The organism is Bacteroides sp. 2201st1_D9_2201SCRN_220225 (assembly GCF_040928965.1).
GTDB classification, from domain to species: Bacteria; Bacteroidota; Bacteroidia; order Bacteroidales; family Bacteroidaceae; genus Bacteroides; species Bacteroides stercoris.
Window position 1 is genome coordinate 22,595 of record NZ_JBCODG010000010.1, and the last position, 20,058, is coordinate 42,652.

The 20,058-nt window shown below is 49.1% G+C and carries 19 protein-coding genes; 16 read left to right on the forward strand and 3 right to left on the reverse strand.

Going from position 1 to position 20,058, the window contains the following annotated elements:
• Window positions 1-508: 508 nt before the first annotated feature.
• Window positions 509-1,153 carry a ribonuclease H family protein gene (locus tag AB5903_RS04805; RefSeq protein WP_272710028.1) on the reverse strand — a complete coding sequence of 215 codons (645 nt, stop codon included), beginning with the start codon at window positions 1,151-1,153 and terminating at the stop codon, window positions 509-511.
• Window positions 1,154-1,330: 177 nt separating this feature from the next.
• On the opposite strand from AB5903_RS04805, the gene AB5903_RS04810 reads away from it, so the two are divergent.
• From AB5903_RS04810 to AB5903_RS04835, 6 genes are all read left to right on the forward strand, one after another.
• The gene (locus AB5903_RS04810) at window positions 1,331-1,933 is read left to right on the forward strand and encodes a nitroreductase family protein (RefSeq protein ID WP_195657830.1); all 603 of its coding nucleotides are present in this window, start codon (window positions 1,331-1,333) and stop codon (window positions 1,931-1,933) included.
• A gap of 57 nt (window positions 1,934-1,990) precedes the next feature.
• Window positions 1,991-2,518 carry a shikimate kinase gene (locus AB5903_RS04815; RefSeq protein ID WP_368117679.1) on the forward strand — a complete coding sequence of 176 codons (528 nt, stop codon included), beginning with the start codon at window positions 1,991-1,993 and terminating at the stop codon, window positions 2,516-2,518.
• A gap of 111 nt (window positions 2,519-2,629) precedes the next feature.
• On the forward strand, window positions 2,630-4,522 hold the full coding sequence (speA, locus tag AB5903_RS04820) for a biosynthetic arginine decarboxylase (RefSeq protein ID WP_016661064.1): 1,893 nt from the start codon (window positions 2,630-2,632) through the stop codon (window positions 4,520-4,522).
• On the forward strand, window positions 4,522-5,295 hold the full coding sequence (argB, locus tag AB5903_RS04825) for an acetylglutamate kinase (RefSeq protein WP_117665597.1): 774 nt from the start codon (window positions 4,522-4,524) through the stop codon (window positions 5,293-5,295). Before speA ends, argB begins: the two co-directional genes overlap by 1 nt.
• Before the next feature lie 61 nt (window positions 5,296-5,356).
• Entirely contained in the window at window positions 5,357-5,866 is a 510-nt protein-coding gene (locus AB5903_RS04830; protein WP_005656029.1) for an RNA polymerase sigma factor, read from the forward strand.
• Window positions 5,856-6,338, forward strand: coding sequence for a hypothetical protein (locus AB5903_RS04835; RefSeq protein ID WP_005656030.1), 483 nt, complete (start codon window positions 5,856-5,858; stop codon window positions 6,336-6,338). Before AB5903_RS04830 ends, AB5903_RS04835 begins: the two co-directional genes overlap by 11 nt.
• Before the next feature lie 214 nt (window positions 6,339-6,552).
• Here the strand turns inward: AB5903_RS04835 and AB5903_RS04840 are convergent, their stop codons facing one another.
• The gene (locus AB5903_RS04840) at window positions 6,553-7,404 is read right to left on the reverse strand and encodes a head GIN domain-containing protein (RefSeq protein WP_005656032.1); all 852 of its coding nucleotides are present in this window, start codon (window positions 7,402-7,404) and stop codon (window positions 6,553-6,555) included.
• A gap of 265 nt (window positions 7,405-7,669) precedes the next feature.
• Here AB5903_RS04840 and AB5903_RS04845 point away from each other — a divergent pair, with 265 nt between their 5' ends.
• Complete coding sequence (locus AB5903_RS04845; RefSeq protein ID WP_022103959.1) at window positions 7,670-8,374, forward strand: SprT family zinc-dependent metalloprotease; 705 nt, start codon at window positions 7,670-7,672, stop codon at window positions 8,372-8,374.
• Window positions 8,375-8,410: 36 nt separating this feature from the next.
• Here the strand turns inward: AB5903_RS04845 and AB5903_RS04850 are convergent, their stop codons facing one another.
• The gene (locus AB5903_RS04850) at window positions 8,411-8,806 is read right to left on the reverse strand and encodes a hypothetical protein (protein ID WP_005656036.1); all 396 of its coding nucleotides are present in this window, start codon (window positions 8,804-8,806) and stop codon (window positions 8,411-8,413) included.
• Window positions 8,807-9,002: 196 nt separating this feature from the next.
• On the opposite strand from AB5903_RS04850, the gene rimP reads away from it, so the two are divergent.
• From rimP to AB5903_RS04895, 9 genes are all read left to right on the forward strand, one after another.
• Entirely contained in the window at window positions 9,003-9,470 is a 468-nt protein-coding gene (rimP, locus tag AB5903_RS04855; protein ID WP_005656038.1) for a ribosome assembly cofactor RimP, read from the forward strand.
• A 4-nt stretch (window positions 9,471-9,474) separates the two neighbouring features.
• Entirely contained in the window at window positions 9,475-10,740 is a 1,266-nt protein-coding gene (gene nusA, locus AB5903_RS04860; protein WP_005656040.1) for a transcription termination factor NusA, read from the forward strand.
• A gap of 134 nt (window positions 10,741-10,874) precedes the next feature.
• Window positions 10,875-13,832: a translation initiation factor IF-2 gene (gene infB, locus AB5903_RS04865; RefSeq protein ID WP_368117680.1), complete on the forward strand. Its 2,958-nt coding sequence runs from the start codon at window positions 10,875-10,877 to the stop codon at window positions 13,830-13,832.
• Window positions 13,833-13,933: 101 nt separating this feature from the next.
• Window positions 13,934-14,446 carry a CvpA family protein gene (locus AB5903_RS04870; protein ID WP_005656044.1) on the forward strand — a complete coding sequence of 171 codons (513 nt, stop codon included), beginning with the start codon at window positions 13,934-13,936 and terminating at the stop codon, window positions 14,444-14,446.
• Between the two features lie 33 nt (window positions 14,447-14,479).
• Window positions 14,480-15,934: a Fe-S cluster assembly protein SufB gene (gene sufB / locus AB5903_RS04875; RefSeq protein WP_005656046.1), complete on the forward strand. Its 1,455-nt coding sequence runs from the start codon at window positions 14,480-14,482 to the stop codon at window positions 15,932-15,934.
• Window positions 15,935-15,966: 32 nt separating this feature from the next.
• A complete protein-coding gene (gene sufC, locus AB5903_RS04880) occupies window positions 15,967-16,722 on the forward strand; it encodes a Fe-S cluster assembly ATPase SufC (protein ID WP_005656048.1) in 756 nt (251 codons plus the stop codon).
• Between the two features lie 88 nt (window positions 16,723-16,810).
• Window positions 16,811-18,154 carry a Fe-S cluster assembly protein SufD gene (gene sufD, locus AB5903_RS04885; RefSeq protein ID WP_195657833.1) on the forward strand — a complete coding sequence of 448 codons (1,344 nt, stop codon included), beginning with the start codon at window positions 16,811-16,813 and terminating at the stop codon, window positions 18,152-18,154.
• Window positions 18,155-18,238: 84 nt separating this feature from the next.
• Window positions 18,239-19,450 (forward strand): aminotransferase class V-fold PLP-dependent enzyme, encoded by a 1,212-nt coding sequence (locus AB5903_RS04890; RefSeq protein WP_195657834.1) that lies wholly within the window; start codon window positions 18,239-18,241, stop codon window positions 19,448-19,450.
• Between the two features lie 105 nt (window positions 19,451-19,555).
• Window positions 19,556-19,876 (forward strand): heavy metal-binding domain-containing protein, encoded by a 321-nt coding sequence (locus tag AB5903_RS04895; RefSeq protein ID WP_005656053.1) that lies wholly within the window; start codon window positions 19,556-19,558, stop codon window positions 19,874-19,876.
• Window positions 19,877-20,058 lie beyond the last annotated feature (182 nt).

A 20,058-nucleotide genomic window follows, 5' to 3' on the forward strand; every position in this document is an offset into this window, starting at 1 on the left:
TTTCGTTTTTTCTCGTCACTCATCACCTATAGCGCTCTATCCCTGTCCCGGAAAGGGATAGAGGAACTGTTGACAACGGTGACGAGCGTGATGACACATTGTTGGTCGTCACCCTCTGTCGTCATTTTTACCCTTCTTCTCTGTTGTAAAATGCTTATATACAGCTACAAAACGCGCATGATGCAGAACGTGTTAACAGCGGTTAAAATCCTCTGTTTTCAGGGGCGGAGCATCCCAATCTCTGCGTTTTAATGTGACTGTTGCCCGTTGGTTTTGTCGTTTTGGCGCATGTATAATATAGGAAAGCCTGATGCAAAACCTCGTTTTCCAACTGCGGGCTCCCCGGTTGCCGGCTGCGGGCCGTACGGTTGCCGTATGCGGGCTGTCGGGCCCGCAATTGCGGGACGAAGTTTCAGTAGAAGGATAAGGCTGTTTCTGTAGTGGCATAACGACATTATCCCCCGTGTATGCGAGGGTTTTGTCATGGGGATATGGGTGTTCCGCCCTGCTATTTTCTTCCGAAGTCCGCGGGTATTTCTCCCCACTGCCTGGTTTCCCATTTCAGGATAGGGGTGGAGTAGGTGTTTTCACGCAGCCATTTCTCGGCGCGCTCTATCAGCAGGAAAAGTTGTTCGGTTTTGGAGTCGCGGGGTAGCTTGGTCTTGCATTTCTTCTGTTTTACCCAACCGATGGCATTAACGCTGTCGCTGTAAATAGGCATGTCGAAGCCCTTTTGCTTCAGCAGGGCAAGGCCGTGCACGATGGCAAGAAACTCTCCGATGTTGTTGGTGCCGTACACGGGACCGTAGTGGAAAACCTGCTGGCGGCTGGCAACGTGTACCCCCCGGTACTCCATTGCTCCGGGATTTCCGCTGCATGCGGCATCTACGGCAAGGCTGTTTTCGAGTACAGCGGCGGGGTAGGGAGCGTCTGCATTTTGAGACGGCTTGGATGGCGTGCTGCCTGCGGATGTATTGCGCTTGATGTAATCGTAGGGTGAAGCGGCAAAGGCGTGCTCTGCTTCCTCGCGGGTGTCGAACGATTTGAACTTTGCCCCCTCATAGCCTTTGGTCTGTAGCTGGCATTCGGTCCAGGATGTATAAATGCCCGGAGTGACGCCTGCCCATACAACGTAGAATTTCTCTTTTTTCATAACTGCGGCAAAGGTACGAATATATTTCACAAATGCGAACAATCGGCTCCGTTCGCTTGTTCTTTTAATTTGAGGAGAAGTGGGAAGTAAAAAAAGAATATCGGTTCAGTCCCTTGACTTTGTAATTTTATATAACTCATTTATTCTTAATAAGAACAGACAATAAAATAAAAAGATATGAAGAGAACATTTGCGGAAGCGTTGGAACACCGGCGCAGTTATTATTCCATAGGTAGCGACTCTCCTGTTTTGGATGAGGAAGTGGTGCATATTATCCGTACGGCGGTGAAGAACGTGCCGTCGGCCTTTAATTCGCAGTCAACAAGAATCGTCCTGCTGCTGGGCGACGAGCATAAGAAACTATGGGATATTGTAAAAAATACGTTGAAGCAGCGTATTTCGCCTGAGGCTTTTGCAAAGACGGAAGCCAAGATTGACGGCTGCTTTGCTGCCGGGCATGGCACTGTGCTTTATTTTGAGGACACGACGGTTGTAAAGAAATTGCAGGATGCGTTCCCCTCTTACAGCGAAAACTTCCCGACTTGGTCGCAGCATACATCGGCCATGCATCAGCTGGCTGTCTGGACCATGCTGGAAGATGCAGGCCTGGGGGCTTCCTTGCAGCATTACAATCCGCTGATTGACGATGAAGTGCGCCGTACCTGGGATTTGCCGGAGAGCTGGATGCTGATAGCCGAAATGCCTTTTGGCACGCCCACTGCCGAGCCCGGCGAAAAGGAGTTCGGGGAGTTGAGCGGGCGGATTAAAATTTTCCGCTGATTGTGAGGTAGTCTCACTGTAGAATTGCTTATCTTTGTACACAAACGGTAAGCAACTATGATACGTATCTTTCTGACCGGTTACATGGGAGCCGGTAAAACAACTTTAGGTAAGGCTTTTGCCCGCGAATTGAATGTACCTTTCATTGATTTGGACTGGTACATCGAGGAACGTTTTCACAAATCCATCCGTGAACTGTTCGTCGAGCGGGGAGAGGCCTCTTTTCGTGAATTGGAGCGGAATATGCTGCACGAGGTGTCCGAGTTTGAGGATGTCATTATCTCGACCGGCGGCGGCACGCCCTGTTTCTTCGACAACATGGACTACATGAACGGGCACGGGCAAACCGTGTTCCTGGATGTACATCTTGATATACTGTTCAACCGTTTGCGGGTGGCAACCCATCAGCGCCCCATCCTGCAGGGAAAAACGGACGAGGAGCTGCGCGCCTTTATTGCGGACGCATTGGAGAAACGCGCCCCTTTCTACGTGCAAGCCCGCTACCGTTTCGATGCAGGACATCTGGAAAGCAGACGGCAGATTGCCGGGTCCGTGCAGCAGTTGCGTAGCCTGCTGGGCGTTTAATCTCTTGTAAATGTGTGTTTTTCGCCCTAAAAGGCAAGATGTTCCAGATTTATATGTATTTTTGTACCCCTTTTTTATAAATAAACTACTAAAACAGCAGAGTAACAAGAAATGAGAAAATGGCGTATTGAAGATTCGGAAGAGCTGTACAACATTACAGGTTGGGGCACTTCGTACTTTGGTATCAATGACAAAGGTCATGTTGTAGTAACACCGCGTAAAGATGGCGTCGGCGTCGATTTGAAAGACCTGGTCGACGAATTGCAACTGCGTGACGTGACGGCGCCCATGCTGGTGCGCTTTCCCGACATTCTTGACAACCGGATTGAGAAGATTTCCTGTTGTTTCAGACAAGCGGCGGAAGAGTACGGCTACAAGGCGGAGAATTTTATTATCTATCCTATTAAGGTGAATCAGATGCGTCCGGTGGTCGAGGAGATTATCAGCCACGGCAAGAAATTCAATCTCGGACTGGAAGCAGGCTCCAAACCCGAACTGCATGCGGTGATTGCCATCAATATGGACTCCGACTCGCTGATTATCTGCAACGGATACAAGGATGAGAGCTACATAGAGCTTGCTTTGCTGGCGCAGAAGATGGGAAAACGCATCTTTCTCGTAGTAGAGAAAATGAATGAGCTGAAGCTGATAGCCAAAATGGCGAAGCAGTTGAATGTAAAGCCCAATATCGGCATACGTATCAAGCTGGCTTCGTCGGGAAGCGGCAAGTGGGAAGATTCGGGCGGCGATGCAAGCAAGTTCGGACTGTCGTCCAGCGAATTGCTCGAAGCGCTCGACTTCATGGCAAGCAAAGGCATGCAGGACTGCCTGAAGCTGATACATTTCCACATCGGAAGCCAGGTAACGAAAATCCGTCGTATCAAAACCGCTCTGCGTGAAGCGTCGCAGTTCTATGTGCAGTTGCACAACATGGGATTCAACGTGGAATTCGTGGACATCGGCGGCGGCCTGGGAGTGGATTATGACGGAACGCGCTCGTCCAACAGCGAGGGCAGCGTAAACTATTCCATCCAGGAGTATGTGAACGACTCCATTTCTACTCTGGTGGATGCCAGCGACAAGAACGGCATTCCCCATCCCAATATCATTACGGAGAGCGGACGCGCTTTGACGGCGCATCATTCCGTACTTATATTCGAGGTGCTGGAAACCACCAATCTGCCTGAATGGGACGACGATGAAGAGGTGACCGAAAACGACCACGAACTCTTGCGGGAGCTTTACGGCATTTGGGATACACTGAACCAGAACAGGATGCTGGAAGCCTGGCACGATGCGCAGCAGATACGCGAAGAGGCGCTCGATTTGTTCAGCCACGGCATCGTGGACCTGCAGACCCGCGCCAAAATTGAGCGGCTGTATTGGTCTATCATGCGCGAAGTGAACCAGATAGCCGGCGGACTGAAGCATGCGCCCGATGAATTCCGCGGTCTCCCCAAACTGCTGGCGGATAAGTATTTCTGTAACTTCTCGCTCTTCCAGTCCCTGCCGGACTCCTGGGCGATAGACCAGATATTCCCCATCATGCCTATCCAGCGTCTGGACGAACGGCCGGACCGGACGGCTACCCTGCAGGACATTACCTGCGATTCGGACGGTAAGATTGCCAACTTTATCTCTACCAAGAACGTGTCCCATTACTTGCCGGTACATTCCTTGAAGAGTAAGGAACCCTATTATGTGGGTGTGTTCCTGGTGGGTGCCTATCAGGAAATTCTCGGCGATATGCACAATCTGTTCGGCGATACGAATGCGGTGCACGTATCCGTGAGCGATAAGGGGTATACGATAGAGCAGGTTATCGATGGTGAGACGGTGGCGGAAGTGCTGGATTACGTGCAGTACAGTCCGAAGAAGCTGGTGCGTACGTTGGAGACCTGGGTGAGCCAGTCGGTAAAGGAAGGACGCATCTCCCTGGAAGAAGGCAAGGAATTTTTGTCTAATTACCGTTCCGGTTTGTACGGATACACATATTTGGAATAATGAGAGAGAAACTGACTGTAATCAAGGTGGGTGGCAAAATCGTGGAAGAGGAAGCCACCCTCTGCAAGTTGTTGGATGACTTTGCCGCCATCGAAGGATATAAAGTCCTGGTGCACGGCGGCGGACGTTCGGCAACGAAAATCGCAGCCCTGTTGGGTATTGAAAGCAAAATGGTGAATGGACGCCGCATCACCGATGCCGAGACTTTGAAGGTGGTGACAATGGTGTATGGCGGATTGGTGAACAAGAACATAGTGGCCGGTTTGCAGGCACGAGGCGTGAATGCGCTCGGCCTGACGGGTGCGGACATGGACGTGATCCGTTCCGCAAAGCGTCCGGTAAAGGAGGTGGACTATGGTTTCGTGGGCGATGTAAAGCAGGTGAACGGAGCGTTTCTGAGCGAACTCATCCATAAAGGCGTTGTTCCGGTAATGGCCCCGCTGACACACGACGGCGAGGGACACATGCTGAATACGAATGCCGATACGATTGCCGGAGAAACGGCCAAAGCCTTGTCCGGACAGTTTGACGTGACGCTGGTATATTGCTTCGAGAAAAAAGGCGTGCTGCGCAACGAGAATGACGACGACAGCGTGATTTCCCGGATTACCCCGGAAGAATTTAAGCAGTATGTTGCCGAAGGGGTTATCCAGGGCGGCATGATTCCCAAGCTGGAGAATTCTTTCGAGGCTTTGAATGCCGGAGTCACGGAAGTTGTAATCACCTTAGCCTCAGCCATAAACAGTGATGGCGGAACCCGTATCAAAAAATAAATCAAAAAAAAGTGGTGGCAGACTGTAACTTTCCGTTTGCTGAACCGTCAATTAATTAGAGATGCAGGAAATCAGTTTTCGTAATGACATTCTCCCTCTGAAAGACAAGCTCTTTCGGTTGGCCCTGAGGATTACATCCGACCGGGCGGAAGCGGAAGATGTTGTGCAGGAAACGCTGATTAGGGTATGGAACAAGCGCGACGAGTGGACGCAGTTCGGTTCTGTCGAAGCCTATTGCCTGACAGTGGCAAGGAATCTGGCGATAGACCGCAGCGAAAGGAAAGACGCCCGAGCGGTGGAACTTACCCCCGATATGGAAGAGGCTTCCGAAGCATCGGGCCCTTACGAAAGGCTGGTGAATAAAGAACGAATGGCTCTGATACACCGCCTGATAAACGAACTTCCCGAAAAGCAGCGGCTGATTATGCAGCTGAGGGATATGGAAGGTAAGAGCTACAAGGAGATTGCGGTTGTCCTGAGTCTGACAGAGGAACAGGTGAAAGTGAACCTCTTCAGGGCAAGGCAAAAGGTTAAACAACGGTTTATTGATATAGAAGGTTATGGACTTTAAATATATAGAACAACTTTTAGAACGTTATTGGCAGTGTGAGACTTCTCTTGAGGAAGAAGCGCAGTTGCGTACTTTCTTTACAGAAGAGGACGTTCCCGAACACTTGTCGCGTTATAAGGATTTGTTTGTATATCAGCAACTTCAGCAGGAAGAGCATCTGGGTGCGGATTTCGATGCACGGGTGCTTGCCGAGATTGAAGCTCCGGTTGTGAAGGCCAGGCGCATGACATTGACGGCGCGCTTCATGCCGTTGTTTAAAGCCGCAGCCGCAGTGGCAGTGGTGCTTTCATTGGGCAATGTGATGCAACATTCGTTCTTTGCCGATGTAAGAGAGGTGGCTGCCGCCGATACTATCGGCAAACAAATTTCCGCTCCGTCGGTCGCCCTTTCGGGGGATAGGGCCGCAACGCACGAGAAGCAGATATTGGATAGTCTGCACCGTGTAAGCAAGGAGAAGGAAAACAGACAGTAGATATTTTCATTTGCTTTTAAAATAACATTTTCATTTGCTTTAAATATAATATAGTTAGTGTGCTTTTATTAAAACAAAAACAGAGGCTGTGAAGTTTCAATTCTCTCAAAATTTTATAGAAACTAACTAAGATAAATGGGACGCCGCGTGATGCAGCGTCCCTTTTATTGTTGTTGGGGGAGCGGAAAGTTGCCCCCCTGCAGTGTATGTGGAATCAAAGCTTGTATAATCCCTTCTTGGGGAAGTCCAGTTCCGGGTTACCCTTATAACCGATGTTTCCGCTGCCGCTGGTACGTGCTTTCAGGAAGTCGGTGGCGTGGCATTTGATGTCTCCCGAACCGGATACGCTTGCCGAAACGCGTTTTGCCTGCAGACCGGATGCAAACAGGTCGCCCGAACCCGCTACACGGTAATCGGCTTCCTGGGAAGTTCCCGTCAATATTGCCGTGCCCGATCCTGAGACAGATGCTTCGGTGCCGGCGGCCGATACGTTGTCAAGCTTCAAATCTCCGGAACCGGCTATGGATGCCGTGAGATTGGCGCAAGTGATGTTGCTGCCTTCTATGTCGCCCGACCCTGCCACGGATACGTTAAGATTGCCGGTGCAGGTTATGTTGTCCGCGTCGATGTCTCCCGAACCCGCTACGGATACTTTCAGGTGGTCTGTTTTCAGTCCGTTGGCTAACTCTACATTACCGGAGCCGGCAACGGAGATGTTGTTGAGTGTCTCGGAGGAGACGCGTATCTCCAGCTTGTTGTAAGATACGCTGACACCTTTCTTGAACTTGATATTCAAGGTGTTGTTAACTACATTGATGTCCAAAAGGTCTACGATATTGTCGGAAGTATACACTTCCACTTCGGGTTTTCCCGCCTTTTGGGTGTAAGTAACATTCGGGCTGCCTGCCAGGTTCAGACCGGTGAAGTTGTCTACTTTGATATTCTTGGTTACATAGTTCCTGCTGGCTTTGACTGTTTTTCCGCCAAACAGACCGGAGTTGCACGTGCAGGCTGTTGCGCTTAATGCGAAGATGCCTGATACGATGATTGCTGTTAATGTTTTCATGTTCAATGTATTTTAAGTGTTCTTGTTTGTTAGACGTAGTCTTCTCTCAAAAAGTTGCAGGGGATTATGACTTTTTACCGGGAACTTCTTGCTGCCGGTTCTTATTCAAATCCTATGCCATAAGCATAAATCTTTGTTTATTAGGATGTAATGGAGGAAATGCGGTGTCCGCTTTTGAACACATTGTTCGTTTTTGGTAGACAAGCGTTTGCTTTTTCGGACGATTCTTCGTTCTTTTGTCCTTATTTCAAGGAGGAAAGAACAGATGGCAACGGAGCATGTTTTAGAAGATAAGGAGTTGGGACGTTTGTTGGTACGGGTGAATGTCCGTGCCCGGCGTCTGACCTTTCGTACGCGTGAGGATGCCATTCATGTAACTGTTCCGCCGGGCACAACCATCGGAGAAGTAAAGAATGCTGTGGAGCAACTGCGTCCCCGGTTGAGGGCCGCCCGACAGCAGCAAAGCCGTCCGCTGATTGATTTGGACTATCGGATTGATACGGAATTCTTCAAGTTGAGTTTGGTCGGCGGAGAACGCGACCGCTTCCTTTCGCGCTCGGAACTGGGGGAAATGCAGATTATCTGTCCGCCGGATGCAGACTTCTCAAATAAGGAGTTGCAGGCTTGGCTGCGTAAAGTGATTGAGGAAGCCTTGCGGCGTAATGCCAAGATTATTCTTCCGCCTCGGCTTTATGCACTCTCGTTGCAGCATAATCTTTCTTATAAGAGTGTGAAAATAAACTCCAGCAGCGGGCGTTGGGGAAGTTGTTCCGCCCGTGGAAACATCAATCTGTCCTATTTCCTTGTTCTATTGCCTAGGCACTTGATTGACTATGTGCTGCTGCACGAGTTGGCACATACCCGTGAAATGAATCATGGCGAGCGCTTTTGGGCGTTACTTGATGGCATGACGGATGGCAAGGCGCAACTGCTGCGCAGCGAACTGAGAAAGTATAAGACAGACTTCTGAAACAGGCCGATTATAATGGGAGAGGCACGGAGCGGACTACTGTGCCAACAGCTTCACTTCATCGCCGTCTTTTTCAAAACGATAGTTACCGCCTTTTTCGCTCAACTCAAACAGAGAAAGTCTGTCGGTTGCCTTGTCCACTATCATCAGTGCGCTTTGCTCGGCAAACCGTTTTACCTCGATATTGAAAGGCTCTTCACCGATGCGCCGGTCTGCCAGCACGCTGTCATTGAGAAGAATGGAGATGGAATCGCCGGCAAAGCCTTTCACCAAAGTGATGTTGTAGGTTTCGGCAAAGTGGCGTTCGCCCTCTTTCTGCCGTTGCAGGCGCATGCTCATGTAGACGAAGATAACGACAACGAATATTACGGCAAAAGCAAGGATGCCGTTGCCTATCATAAACTGTTTGTTGGTATTCAGGTGATGTGCCATGACGATTGAGTTTAAAGAACCCTGCAAATGTAGTGATTAATTTTGAATGGAAGATAAATTCGGGCAGGAGTGCTAAATATTCTTTTTTTCTCCTATTATTTTGTAGTCGAACAGATTATTTATATCTTTGCAACCGAAACGGATGAAAGGTGGAGGGGCGATTGAGCTCCTCTTTTTTGTTCCTAATGGTTAATCTATGATAGAAAAGAAAACAGTTTGTCAGATTGTAGACGAGTGGCTGGAAGATAAGGAGTACTTCCTGGTGGAAGTCATAATCAGCCCGGATGACAAGATTGTGGTGGAGATAGACCACAAAGAAGGTGTTTGGATTGAGGATTGTGTAGAACTGAGCCGCTACATAGAGTCCCGGTTGAATCGTGAGGATGAGGATTACGAACTGGAAGTCGGTTCTGCCGGTATCGGACAACCGTTTAAAGTGCTGCAACAGTACGTCAACCACATCGGCAAGGAAGTGGAAGTATTGGCAAAAGACGGCCGCAAGCATTGCGGAGTGTTGAAAGATGCCGACGAGCGGCAGTTTACCGTCACTGTTCAGAAGAAAGTGAAAGAGGAGGGAGCCAAGCGTCCTAAAATGGTGGATGAGGACCTGACCTTTACATACGAAGAGATAAAATATACTAAATACTTAATTAGTTTTAAATAAGACTATGGCCAAGAAAGAAGAAACTATCAGCTTGATAGATACCTTTTCGGAATTTAAAGAACTGAAGAATATTGATAGAACCACCATGGTGAGCGTGCTCGAAGAGTCGTTCCGCAGTGTGATTGCAAAGATGTTCGGAACCGATGAGAATTACGACGTGATTGTGAACCCGGATAAGGGTGACTTCGAAATATGGCGTAATCGTGAAGTTGTGGCGGATGAGGACCTTGAAAACCCGAACCTGCAGATTTCTTTGAGCGAAGCCCGGAAGATTGACGCTTCGTACGAGGTGGGAGAGGAAGTGACGGATGAGGTGAACTTTGCGAAGTTCGGCCGCCGTGCTATTCTGAACTTGCGCCAGACATTGGCTTCCAAGATTTTGGAACTGGAAAAAGACAGTATTTACAATAAATACATTGATAAGGTGGGTACTATTATCAATGCAGAGGTTTACCAGATTTGGAAAAAGGAAATGTTGCTGCTCGATGACGAAGGCAATGAACTGCTGTTGCCCAAGACCGAACAGATTCCGAGCGACTTCTACCGTAAGGGTGAGACCGCCCGCGCCGTGGTAGCCCGCGTCGACAACAAGAACAACAATCCGAAGATTATCCTGAGTCGTACGTCGCCCGTTTTCCTGCAACGTCTGTTCGAGATGGAAGTACCCGAAATCAATGACGGACTGATTACTATCAAGAAGATTGCCCGTATTCCCGGTGAGCGTGCCAAGATTGCCGTTGAGTCATACGATGACCGTATCGACCCGGTAGGTGCCTGCGTCGGTGTGAAGGGCAGCCGTATTCATGGTATTGTCCGCGAGCTTCGCAACGAGAATATCGATGTAATCAACTATACGTCGAATATCCAGTTGTTTATACAGCGCGCCCTCAGCCCCGCCAAGATATCTTCCATCCGTCTGAACGAGGAAGAGCACAAGGCGGAAGTCTTCCTGAAACCGGAAGAGGTGTCGCTGGCTATCGGTAAAGGCGGTTTGAATATCAAGCTGGCCAGTATGTTGACTGAGTACACCATTGACGTATTCCGCGAATTGGATGAAGCGGTAGAGGATGAAGATATCTACTTGGATGAATTCCGCGATGAGATTGACGGTTGGGTAATCGATGCCATCAAGGCTATCGGTATTGATACCGCTAAGGCTGTGTTGAATGCACCGCGCGAGATGTTGATTGAGAAGACTGACCTGGAAGAGGAAACGGTGGACGAAGTATTACGCATTTTGAAATCGGAGTTTGAAGAAGGGGAAAATTAGTGATTAGTGATTAGGGGTTAGTGATAAGTGATTTTTGGTATGTATAATAAAATCATCACTAAACACTAATCGCTAACCCCTAATCGCTAATCACTAACCACCACTTCTTTCTCCATTATTCATTAAATTAAAGTATGACGATAAGGTTAAATAAAGTAACAAGAGATTTAAATGTAGGAATCACGACGGTAGTTGAGTTCTTGCAAAAGAAGGGATATGCCATTGAAGCAAATCCCAATACGAAGATTACCGACGAGCAGTACGACTTGCTTGTGAAAGAGTTTAGTACAGATAAGGATCTTAAATTGAAAACGGAGCGTTTCATTCAGGAACGTCAGAGTAAGGAACGCAACAAGGCATCGGTGGCTATTGACGGTTATGACAAGGAAGCACAGGAAAAGCCGAAAACCGAAGAGGTGGTAAAGGCTGTGGTTCCCGAAGATGTACGTCCGAAGTTTAAGCCTGTCGGGAAGATTGATTTGGATAAACTGAATCGCAAACATACTGTGGAAAAAGAGGAAGAAGCGGTGGAACCGGAGATGCCGGTGGTTGAAGAAGTAAAGGCGGAAGAACCTGCACCTGTTGTTGAGGCTCCGAAACCGGAACCCGTTCCCGAACCTCAGCCCGAGCCGACACCTGCTCCGGTGGTTGAACCTGCTCCGGCGGCAGAAGAAGAAAAAACAGCGCCGGTGGCTGCAGAACCCGTACCGGTTTCTAACGCGGAGCCTGCTCCCGCTGCAACCGAAGAGGCTGTTTCGGAAAATAAAGAAGAAAAAGAAGAAATATTCAAAATACATCAGCCTGAGTTTGTATCGAAGATTAACGTCATCGGACAAATAGACCTCGCAGCGCTGAATCAGTCTACACGTCCGAAGAAGAAATCGAAAGAGGAAAAGCGCAAGGAGCGTGAAGAAAAAGAAAAGCAGCGCCAGGATCAGAAGAAGCTGATGAAAGAAGCCATTATCAAGGAGATTCGCCGTGACGATAATAAGACGAAAGATGGCAACGATGCCAACGGCAAGAAAAAACGCGTCCGCATTAACAAGGAAAAGGTGGATATCAACAATGCATCCAACTTCCAGCGTGGCGGAAACGATCGTCTGAAAGGCGGCCAGCAAGGGGGTAATAACCAACAAGCCGGTAAGAACAAGAATAAAGACCGCTTCAAGAAACCTGTAATCAAACAGGAAGTAAGTGAAGAGGATGTGGCAAAACAGGTAAAGGAAACTTTGGCACGCCTCACTTCCAAAGGCAAGAATAAGGGTGCGAAATACCGTAAGGAGAAACGTGACATGGCATCCAGCCGTATGCAGGAGCTGGAAGACCAGGAAATGGCGGAAAGCAAGATATTGAAGCTGACCGAGTTCGTGACTGCCAATGAGCTGGCGAGCATGATGGATATTTCCGTTACGCAGGTTATCGCTACTTGTATGAGCATCGGCATGATGGTTTCCATTAACCAGCGTCTGGATGCGGAAACAATCAATCTGGTAGCGGAAGAATTCGGTTTCAAGACAGAATATGTAAGTGCGGAAGTGGCCCAGGCTATTGTCGAAGAAGAGGATGCCGAGGAAGATTTAGAGCCTCGCGCTCCGATTGTAACGGTGATGGGTCACGTAGACCACGGTAAGACTTCGTTGCTCGACTATATCCGTAAGGCAAATGTTATTGCCGGTGAGGCGGGTGGTATCACGCAGCATATCGGTGCTTACCACGTGACATTGGAAGACGGACGCAAGATTACGTTCCTCGATACTCCGGGTCACGAAGCGTTTACCGCCATGCGTGCCCGCGGTGCCAAGGCAACGGATATCGCCATCATCATTGTGGCTGCCGATGACAACGTGATGCCGCAGACCAAAGAAGCTATCAACCATGCCATGGCTGCCGGTGTGCCTATCGTATTCGCTATCAATAAGATTGATAAGCCGACGGCTAATCCCGATAAGATTAAGGAAGAACTGGCTGCCATGAACTTCCTCGTTGAGGAATGGGGCGGTAAGTACCAGTCTCAGGATATTTCAGCCAAGAAAGGTATTGGCGTAAGCGATTTGATGGAGAAAGTATTGCTGGAAGCTGAAATGCTGGATTTGAAGGCAAACCCGAATCGCCGTGCTACCGGTTCCATCATCGAGTCCTCATTGGATAAGGGTCGTGGCTATGTGGCTACGGTGCTGGTATCCAACGGTACTTTGAAGATGGGTGACATTGTGCTCGCAGGTACAAGTTACGGTAAGGTGAAAGCCATGTTCAACGAACGTAACCAGCGCATGAAAGAGGCAGGTCCTTCGGAACCGGCTTTGATTCTCGGCCTGAACGGTGCACCGGCTGCAGGCGATACATTCCATGTAATCGAGACTGAACAGGAAGCACGTGAAATTGCCAACAAGCGCGAACAGTTGCAGCGTGAGCAAGGTCTGCGTACACAGAAGATGCTGACGTTGGATGAAGTGGGCCGCCGTTTGGCATTGGGCGACTTCCACGAACTGAATATCATCGTGAAAGGTGACGTGGACGGTTCCGTTGAAGCGTTGAGCGACTCGTTGATTAAGCTGTCTACCGAGCAGGTACAGGTAAACGTTATTCACAAAGGCGTCGGCGCTATCTCCGAATCGGATGTATCTCTGGCTGCCGTTTCGGATGCGATTATTGTTGGATTCCAGGTTCGTCCTTCGGGTGCTGCCGCCAAACTGGCAGAGCAGGAAGGTGTGGACATCCGCAAGTACTCTGTCATCTACGATGCCATTGAAGAGGTGAAGGCTGCCATGGAAGGTATGCTGGCGCCGACTTTGAAGGAACAGGTGACGGCCACTATCGAGGTGCGCGAGGTATTCAACATTACCAAAGTGGGTCTTGTGGCAGGTACCATGGTGAAGACCGGAAAGGTGAAACGCAGCGACAAGGCCCGTCTGATTCGCGACGGTATTGTTATCTTCACAGGAAATATCAATGCATTGAAGCGCTTCAAGGACGATGTAAAGGAAGTTGGAACAAACTTCGAATGCGGTATCAGCCTGACAAACTGCAACGACATCAAGGTAGGAGACATCATCGAATCTTACGAAGAAGTGGAGGTAAAGCAGACTCTGTAAGCAATATATAAAAAATCTTCAGGCGCGGATTACACGGATTTCACGGATTGGTTAAGAAAAACCGTGTTTGTCCGTGTAATCCGCGCCTTTTTAATATAGTTATGGCTGTTGTAGATAGTATAATCTTGGTAATAATCGGTGCCGGAGCGCTTGTAGGTTTTATAAAAGGTTTTGTAAAGCAGTTGGCTACCTTGTTGGGACTGGTTGCCGGTCTGGTGGCGGCAAAGGCTTTGTATGCTTCCGTTGCCGAGAAAGTGTTTTCCAGGATTACCGATTCAATGACAGTGGCGCAAGTGCTGGCATTCATTGCTATCTGGGTAGCGGTGCCTCTGGCTTTTGCGTTGATAGCTTCGCTGCTGACGAAGGCGATGGAAGCCGTGTCGCTCGGTTGGCTGAACCGTTGGCTGGGTTCCGGGCTGGGAGCGCTGAAAGCACTTCTGCTGGTGAGTTTGCTGGTGGGCGTTATCGAATTTATAGATTCGGACAATACGCTGCTCAGTCAAACAAAAAAGAAAGAATCGGTGTTATATTATCCCATGAAGTCATTTGCCGGAATATTCTTTCCTGCAGCAAAGGCTGTTACGGAACAGATTGTGAATGGAGATGTGGTTTGATTCGTAACTTGTAATTTTATAATTATAGAAACAATGCAACAAGAAGAACCCAATAAATATGTAAAGGAACTCACTCAGGAGAAGTACAAGTACGGTTTTACGACCGACGTGCACACAGACATCATCGAGCGTGGTTTGAATGAAGATGTGGTGCGGCTGATTTCCGAGAAAAAAGGAGAACCCGAGTGGTTGCTGGAGTTCCGCCTGAAAGCGTACCGCCATTGGCTGACGCTGGAGATGCCTGCATGGGCGCATCTCCGTATTCCTGAAATAGACTATCAGGCTATCTCATACTATGCCGACCCTACCAAGAAGAAGGACGGACCCAAGAGCATGGACGAGGTAGACCCGGAGCTGGTCAAGACATTCAATAAACTGGGCATTCCTCTGGAAGAGCAGATGGCACTTAGCGGTATGGCGGTGGATGCCGTAATGGACTCTGTATCCGTAAAGACTACCTTTAAGGAGACGCTTATGGAGAAAGGCATCATCTTCTGTTCGTTCAGCGAAGCAGTGCGCGAACATCCTGATTTGGTACAGAAGTACTTGGGCTCGGTAGTGGGCTATCGCGACAACTTCTTTGCGGCACTGAACTCTGCGGTGTTCTCCGACGGTTCTTTCGTCTATATCCCGAAAGGGGTACGTTGTCCGATGGAGTTGTCCACTTACTTCCGTATCAATGCCCGCAATACCGGACAGTTTGAAAGAACGTTGATTGTGGCGGATGATGATTCGTACGTTTCCTACCTGGAGGGATGTACGGCGCCGATGCGTGATGAAAACCAACTGCATGCCGCCATTGTGGAGATTGTGGTGCACGACCGTGCGGAAGTGAAGTACAGCACTGTCCAGAACTGGTATCCGGGTGATGCCGAAGGCAAAGGCGGCGTGTATAATTTCGTAACGAAACGCGGACACTGCAAAGGGGTAAATAGCAAACTGTCCTGGACGCAGGTGGAAACCGGTTCGGCCATTACCTGGAAATATCCGTCCTGTATTCTTTCGGGTGATAACTCCACGGCAGAGTTTTACAGCGTGGCGGTAACCAATAATTACCAGCAGGCAGATACCGGTACGAAGATGATTCATCTCGGAAAGAATACCCGCAGCACTATCGTCAGCAAGGGTATCTCCGCCGGACGGAGCGAGAACTCTTACCGCGGTCTGGTGCGCGTTGCCCAAAAAGCGGACAATGCCCGCAACTATAGCCAGTGCGACTCCTTGCTGCTGGGCGATAAGTGCGGTGCGCATACGTTTCCCTACATGGATATCCATAACGAGACGGCCATTGTAGAGCACGAGGCAACCACCAGCAAGATTAGCGAAGACCAGATATTCTATTGCAACCAGCGCGGCATCTCTACGGAAGATGCCGTAGGACTGATTGTGAACGGTTATGCAAAGGAGGTACTCAACAAGCTGCCTATGGAGTTTGCCGTAGAGGCTCAGAAATTATTAGCTATTTCACTCGAGGGAAGCGTAGGATAGCTATTGGAATTCAAAATTCAAAATTAAATATCATGTTAGAGATAAAAGACCTGCACGCCAGCATCAATGGCAAAGAGATATTGAAAGGCATCAACCTCACGATCCGCGACGGTGAGGTGCATGCCCTGATGGGACAGAACGGAGCCGGAAAGAGTACACTGAGCAATGTGCTGGTGGGACATCCTGCATACGAGGTGACACGCGGTACGGTAACTTTCAACGGTAAGGACCTTTTGGCTATGAGTCCTGAAGACCGTGCCCATGAAGGTGTTTTCCTTTCGTTCCAGACACCGGTGGAGATACCGGGAGTTTCGATGGTGAACTTTATGCGTGCCGCTGTCAACGAACAGCGTAAATACCGTCATCTGCCCGCCCTGTCTGCCAGCGAATTCTTGAAACTGATGCGCGAGAAACGCGCCATTGTCGAACTGGACAACAAACTTGCCAACCGTAGCGTGAACGAAGGCTTCAGCGGCGGTGAGAAGAAACGTAACGAAATCTTCCAGATGGCTATGCTGGAACCTACTTTCGCCATTCTCGACGAAACGGATTCCGGGCTTGATGTAGATGCTTTGCGCATTGTAGCCGATGGCTTCAACAAACTGAAGACTCCCCAAACCAGCGCAATGGTCATCACCCACTACCAACGCCTGCTGGACTATCTGAAACCGGATACCGTCCATGTACTGCTTGGCGGACGCATCGTGAAGACGGGCGGTCCCGAACTGGCTAAGGAGATTGAAGCACGCGGCTTCGATTGGATTAAGAAAGAAGCGAGTGAATTATAAATTATGGATTATGAATTATGAATTATCCTGCAGCATGATGATGCGCAGCCCGTTCATAATTATAATTCAAAACTCATAATCAGATAACATGAGTGTAGAGCAACAATATATAGACCTTTTCTCCCAGACGGAGGCGATGATATGCCGCCATAGCGCCGAAGCGCTGAATGCTCCGCGTGCCGCTGCATTTGCCGACTTCGAGCGGCTTGGCTTTCCTACCCGTAAGACGGAGAAATATAAATATACCGATGTCAGCAAGTTCTTTGAACCCGATTACGGACTGAACCTGAACCGGTTGGAGATTCCGGTTAATCCCTACGAAGTATTCAAGTGCGATGTGCCGAATATGAGCACTTCCCTTTACTTTGTTGTGAATGATGCTTTCTATAACAAGGCTTTGCCGAAATCGCATTTGCCTGAGGGCGTTATCTTCGGTAGCCTCAAGGAAATGGCGGAACAGCGTCCGGAGTTGGTGAAGAAGTACTACGGTAAGCTGGCAGATACTTCCAAAGATGGAGTGACGGCTTTCAATACAGCCTTTGCGCAGGACGGCGTATTGCTGTATGTTCCCAAGAACGTGGTGGTGGAGAAACCTATCCAGTTGGTGAACATTCTGCGCGGCGATGTCAACTTTATGGTGAACCGCCGTGTGCTTATCATTTTGGAAGAGGGTGCGCAAGCCCGTCTTCTGGCATGCGACCACGCCATGGACAGTGTGAATTTCCTTGCTACGCAAGTGGTAGAGGTATTCGTTGGGGAGAACGCCACTTTCAACTTCTATGAACTGGAGGAGACGCATACCAGTACGGTACGCATCAGCAGTTTGTATGTCAGACAAGAAGCTAACAGCAACGTTTTGCTGAACGGAATGACTTTGCATAACGGTACTACCCGCAACACAACCGAAGTTACGCTTGCCGGCGAAGGTGCTGAACTGAACCTTTGCGGGATGGCTGTTGCGGATAAGAACCAGCATGTGGACAACAATACCACCATAGACCATGCAGTGCCCAACTGTACCAGCAACGAACTCTTTAAGTATGTGCTCGACGACCAGTCTGTCGGTGCTTTTGCAGGCCTGGTACTGGTACGTCCGGGTGCGCAGCATACGAGTTCCCAGCAAACGAACCGTAATCTTTGCGCCACTCGCGAAGCGCATATGTATACCCAGCCGCAACTGGAGATTTATGCCGATGATGTGAAGTGCAGTCATGGGGCTACGGTAGGCCAGCTCGATGAAAGCGCCCTGTTCTATATGCAGCAGCGCGGCATCTCCGTGCATGAGGCACGTTTGCTGCTGATGTTCGCTTTTGTAAACGAGGTGATTGACACAATCCGTCTGGATGCCTTGAAAGACCGTCTGCACCTGCTGGTGGAAAAACGTTTCCGCGGTGAGCTGAACAAATGCCGCGGGTGTGCAATATGTAAATAATGGAGAATTATGAATGAAGAATTGCCATGCGGGTACTGATGCTGCGCAGCTTATTCTTCATTCATAATTCATAATTTGAAAGATATGGACCTTCAAAAGATAAGAGCTGATTTTCCGATACTTTCCCGTGAGGTATATGGTAAGCCGTTGGTTTACTTTGATAACGGTGCGACTACGCAGAAACCCCGTCAGGTGGTGGATGCCATTACGGATGAGTACTATTCGGTCAATGCCAATGTGCATCGCGGTGTGCATTTCCTTTCGCAGCAGGCTACGGAGTTGCACGAGGCATCTCGCGAGACGGTACGGAAGTTCATCCATGCCGGCAGTACGAATGAAATCATCTTTACCCGCGGCACGACGGAAAGTATCAATCTGTTTGTGTCCAGCTTCGGTGAGGAGTTTATGCAGGAGGGGGATGAGGTGATTCTCTCCGTCATGGAACATCACAGCAACATCGTTCCCTGGCAATTGCTGGCTGCCAAAAGAGGGATTGCCATTAAAGTTATCCCGATGAATGACAGAGGCGAACTTTTGTTGGACGAGTACAAACAGTTGTTTTCCGAACGTACGAAGATTGTCAGCGTAGCCCATGTATCCAATGTGCTGGGTACGGTGAATCCCGTAAAGGAGATGATACGCTATGCCCACGGGCAAGGCGTTCCCGTGCTTGTGGACGGAGCCCAGTCCATTCCGCATATGCCGGTGGATGTGCAGGATTTGGATGCGGATTTCTACGTTTTTTCCGGTCACAAGGTGTACGGTCCTACTGGTGTGGGTATGCTTTACGGTAAAGAAGAATGGCTCGATAAGATGCCCCCCTACCAGGGTGGCGGCGAAATGATACAGCACGTATCGTTCGAACGGACTACTTTCAATGAACTTCCTTTCAAGTTCGAGGCGGGAACACCCGATTATATCGGTACGACAGGGCTTGCCAAAGCGTTGGATTACGTTTCTGCCATCGGCATGGAGAAGATTGCCGCCCATGAACATGAACTGACTACATATGCCATGACACGTTTGAAAGAGATTCCCGGTATGCGCATCTTCGGTGAGGCCGAAGAGAAAGGGAGTGTTATCTCTTTCCTCGTAGGCGATATTCACCATTTCGATATGGGCACTTTGCTCGACCGTTTGGGCATTGCCGTACGTACGGGGCATCACTGCGCACAACCGTTGATGCAGCGTCTCGGCATTGAAGGAACGGTGCGTGCTTCATTTGGCCTGTATAACACGAAAGAGGAGATAGATGTATTGGTAGCGGGCATAGAGCGTGTGAGCCGTATGTTTTGATGCTTGCCGGATGAAATTGCGTATTTAATTTTTTTTGACTATTGCTGCAACTTTTCTTCCTCTTTGTGCGTCTGATAAGTTGCAGATAACTTAAAAATAAAGATTATGTTAATAACAACGACTTCAGTGATTGAGGGTGCAAAGATAACCCGTTATTATGGCATCGTATCCGGCGAAACAATTATCGGCGCCAATGTATTCCGTGACTTTTTTGCCAGTATCCGCGATGTGGTAGGCGGACGCAGCGGTTCGTACGAGGAAGTGCTTCGTGAAGCTAAAGATACGGCGCTTCGCGAGATGCAGGAACAAGCCCGTTTGTTGGGCGCTAATGCAGTGATTGGCGTTGACCTTGATTACGAAACGGTAGGCGGCAGCGGCAGTATGCTGATGGTGACTGCTTGCGGTACGGCTGTGACGGTAGAATAAAGAGAGTGCGGCAAAATAAAAAACGCTTGCGGTTTATTTCTTTCAAGCACGGAATTATACAGGATTTCACGGATTGACTTTATTCTTTTCCGTGAAATCCTGTGTAATTCCGTGCCTAAAGGAAATCATCAAGTACGTTCTGATATATTCTTTTGTTTTTCCAGTCTTTGGCATAAATTCGG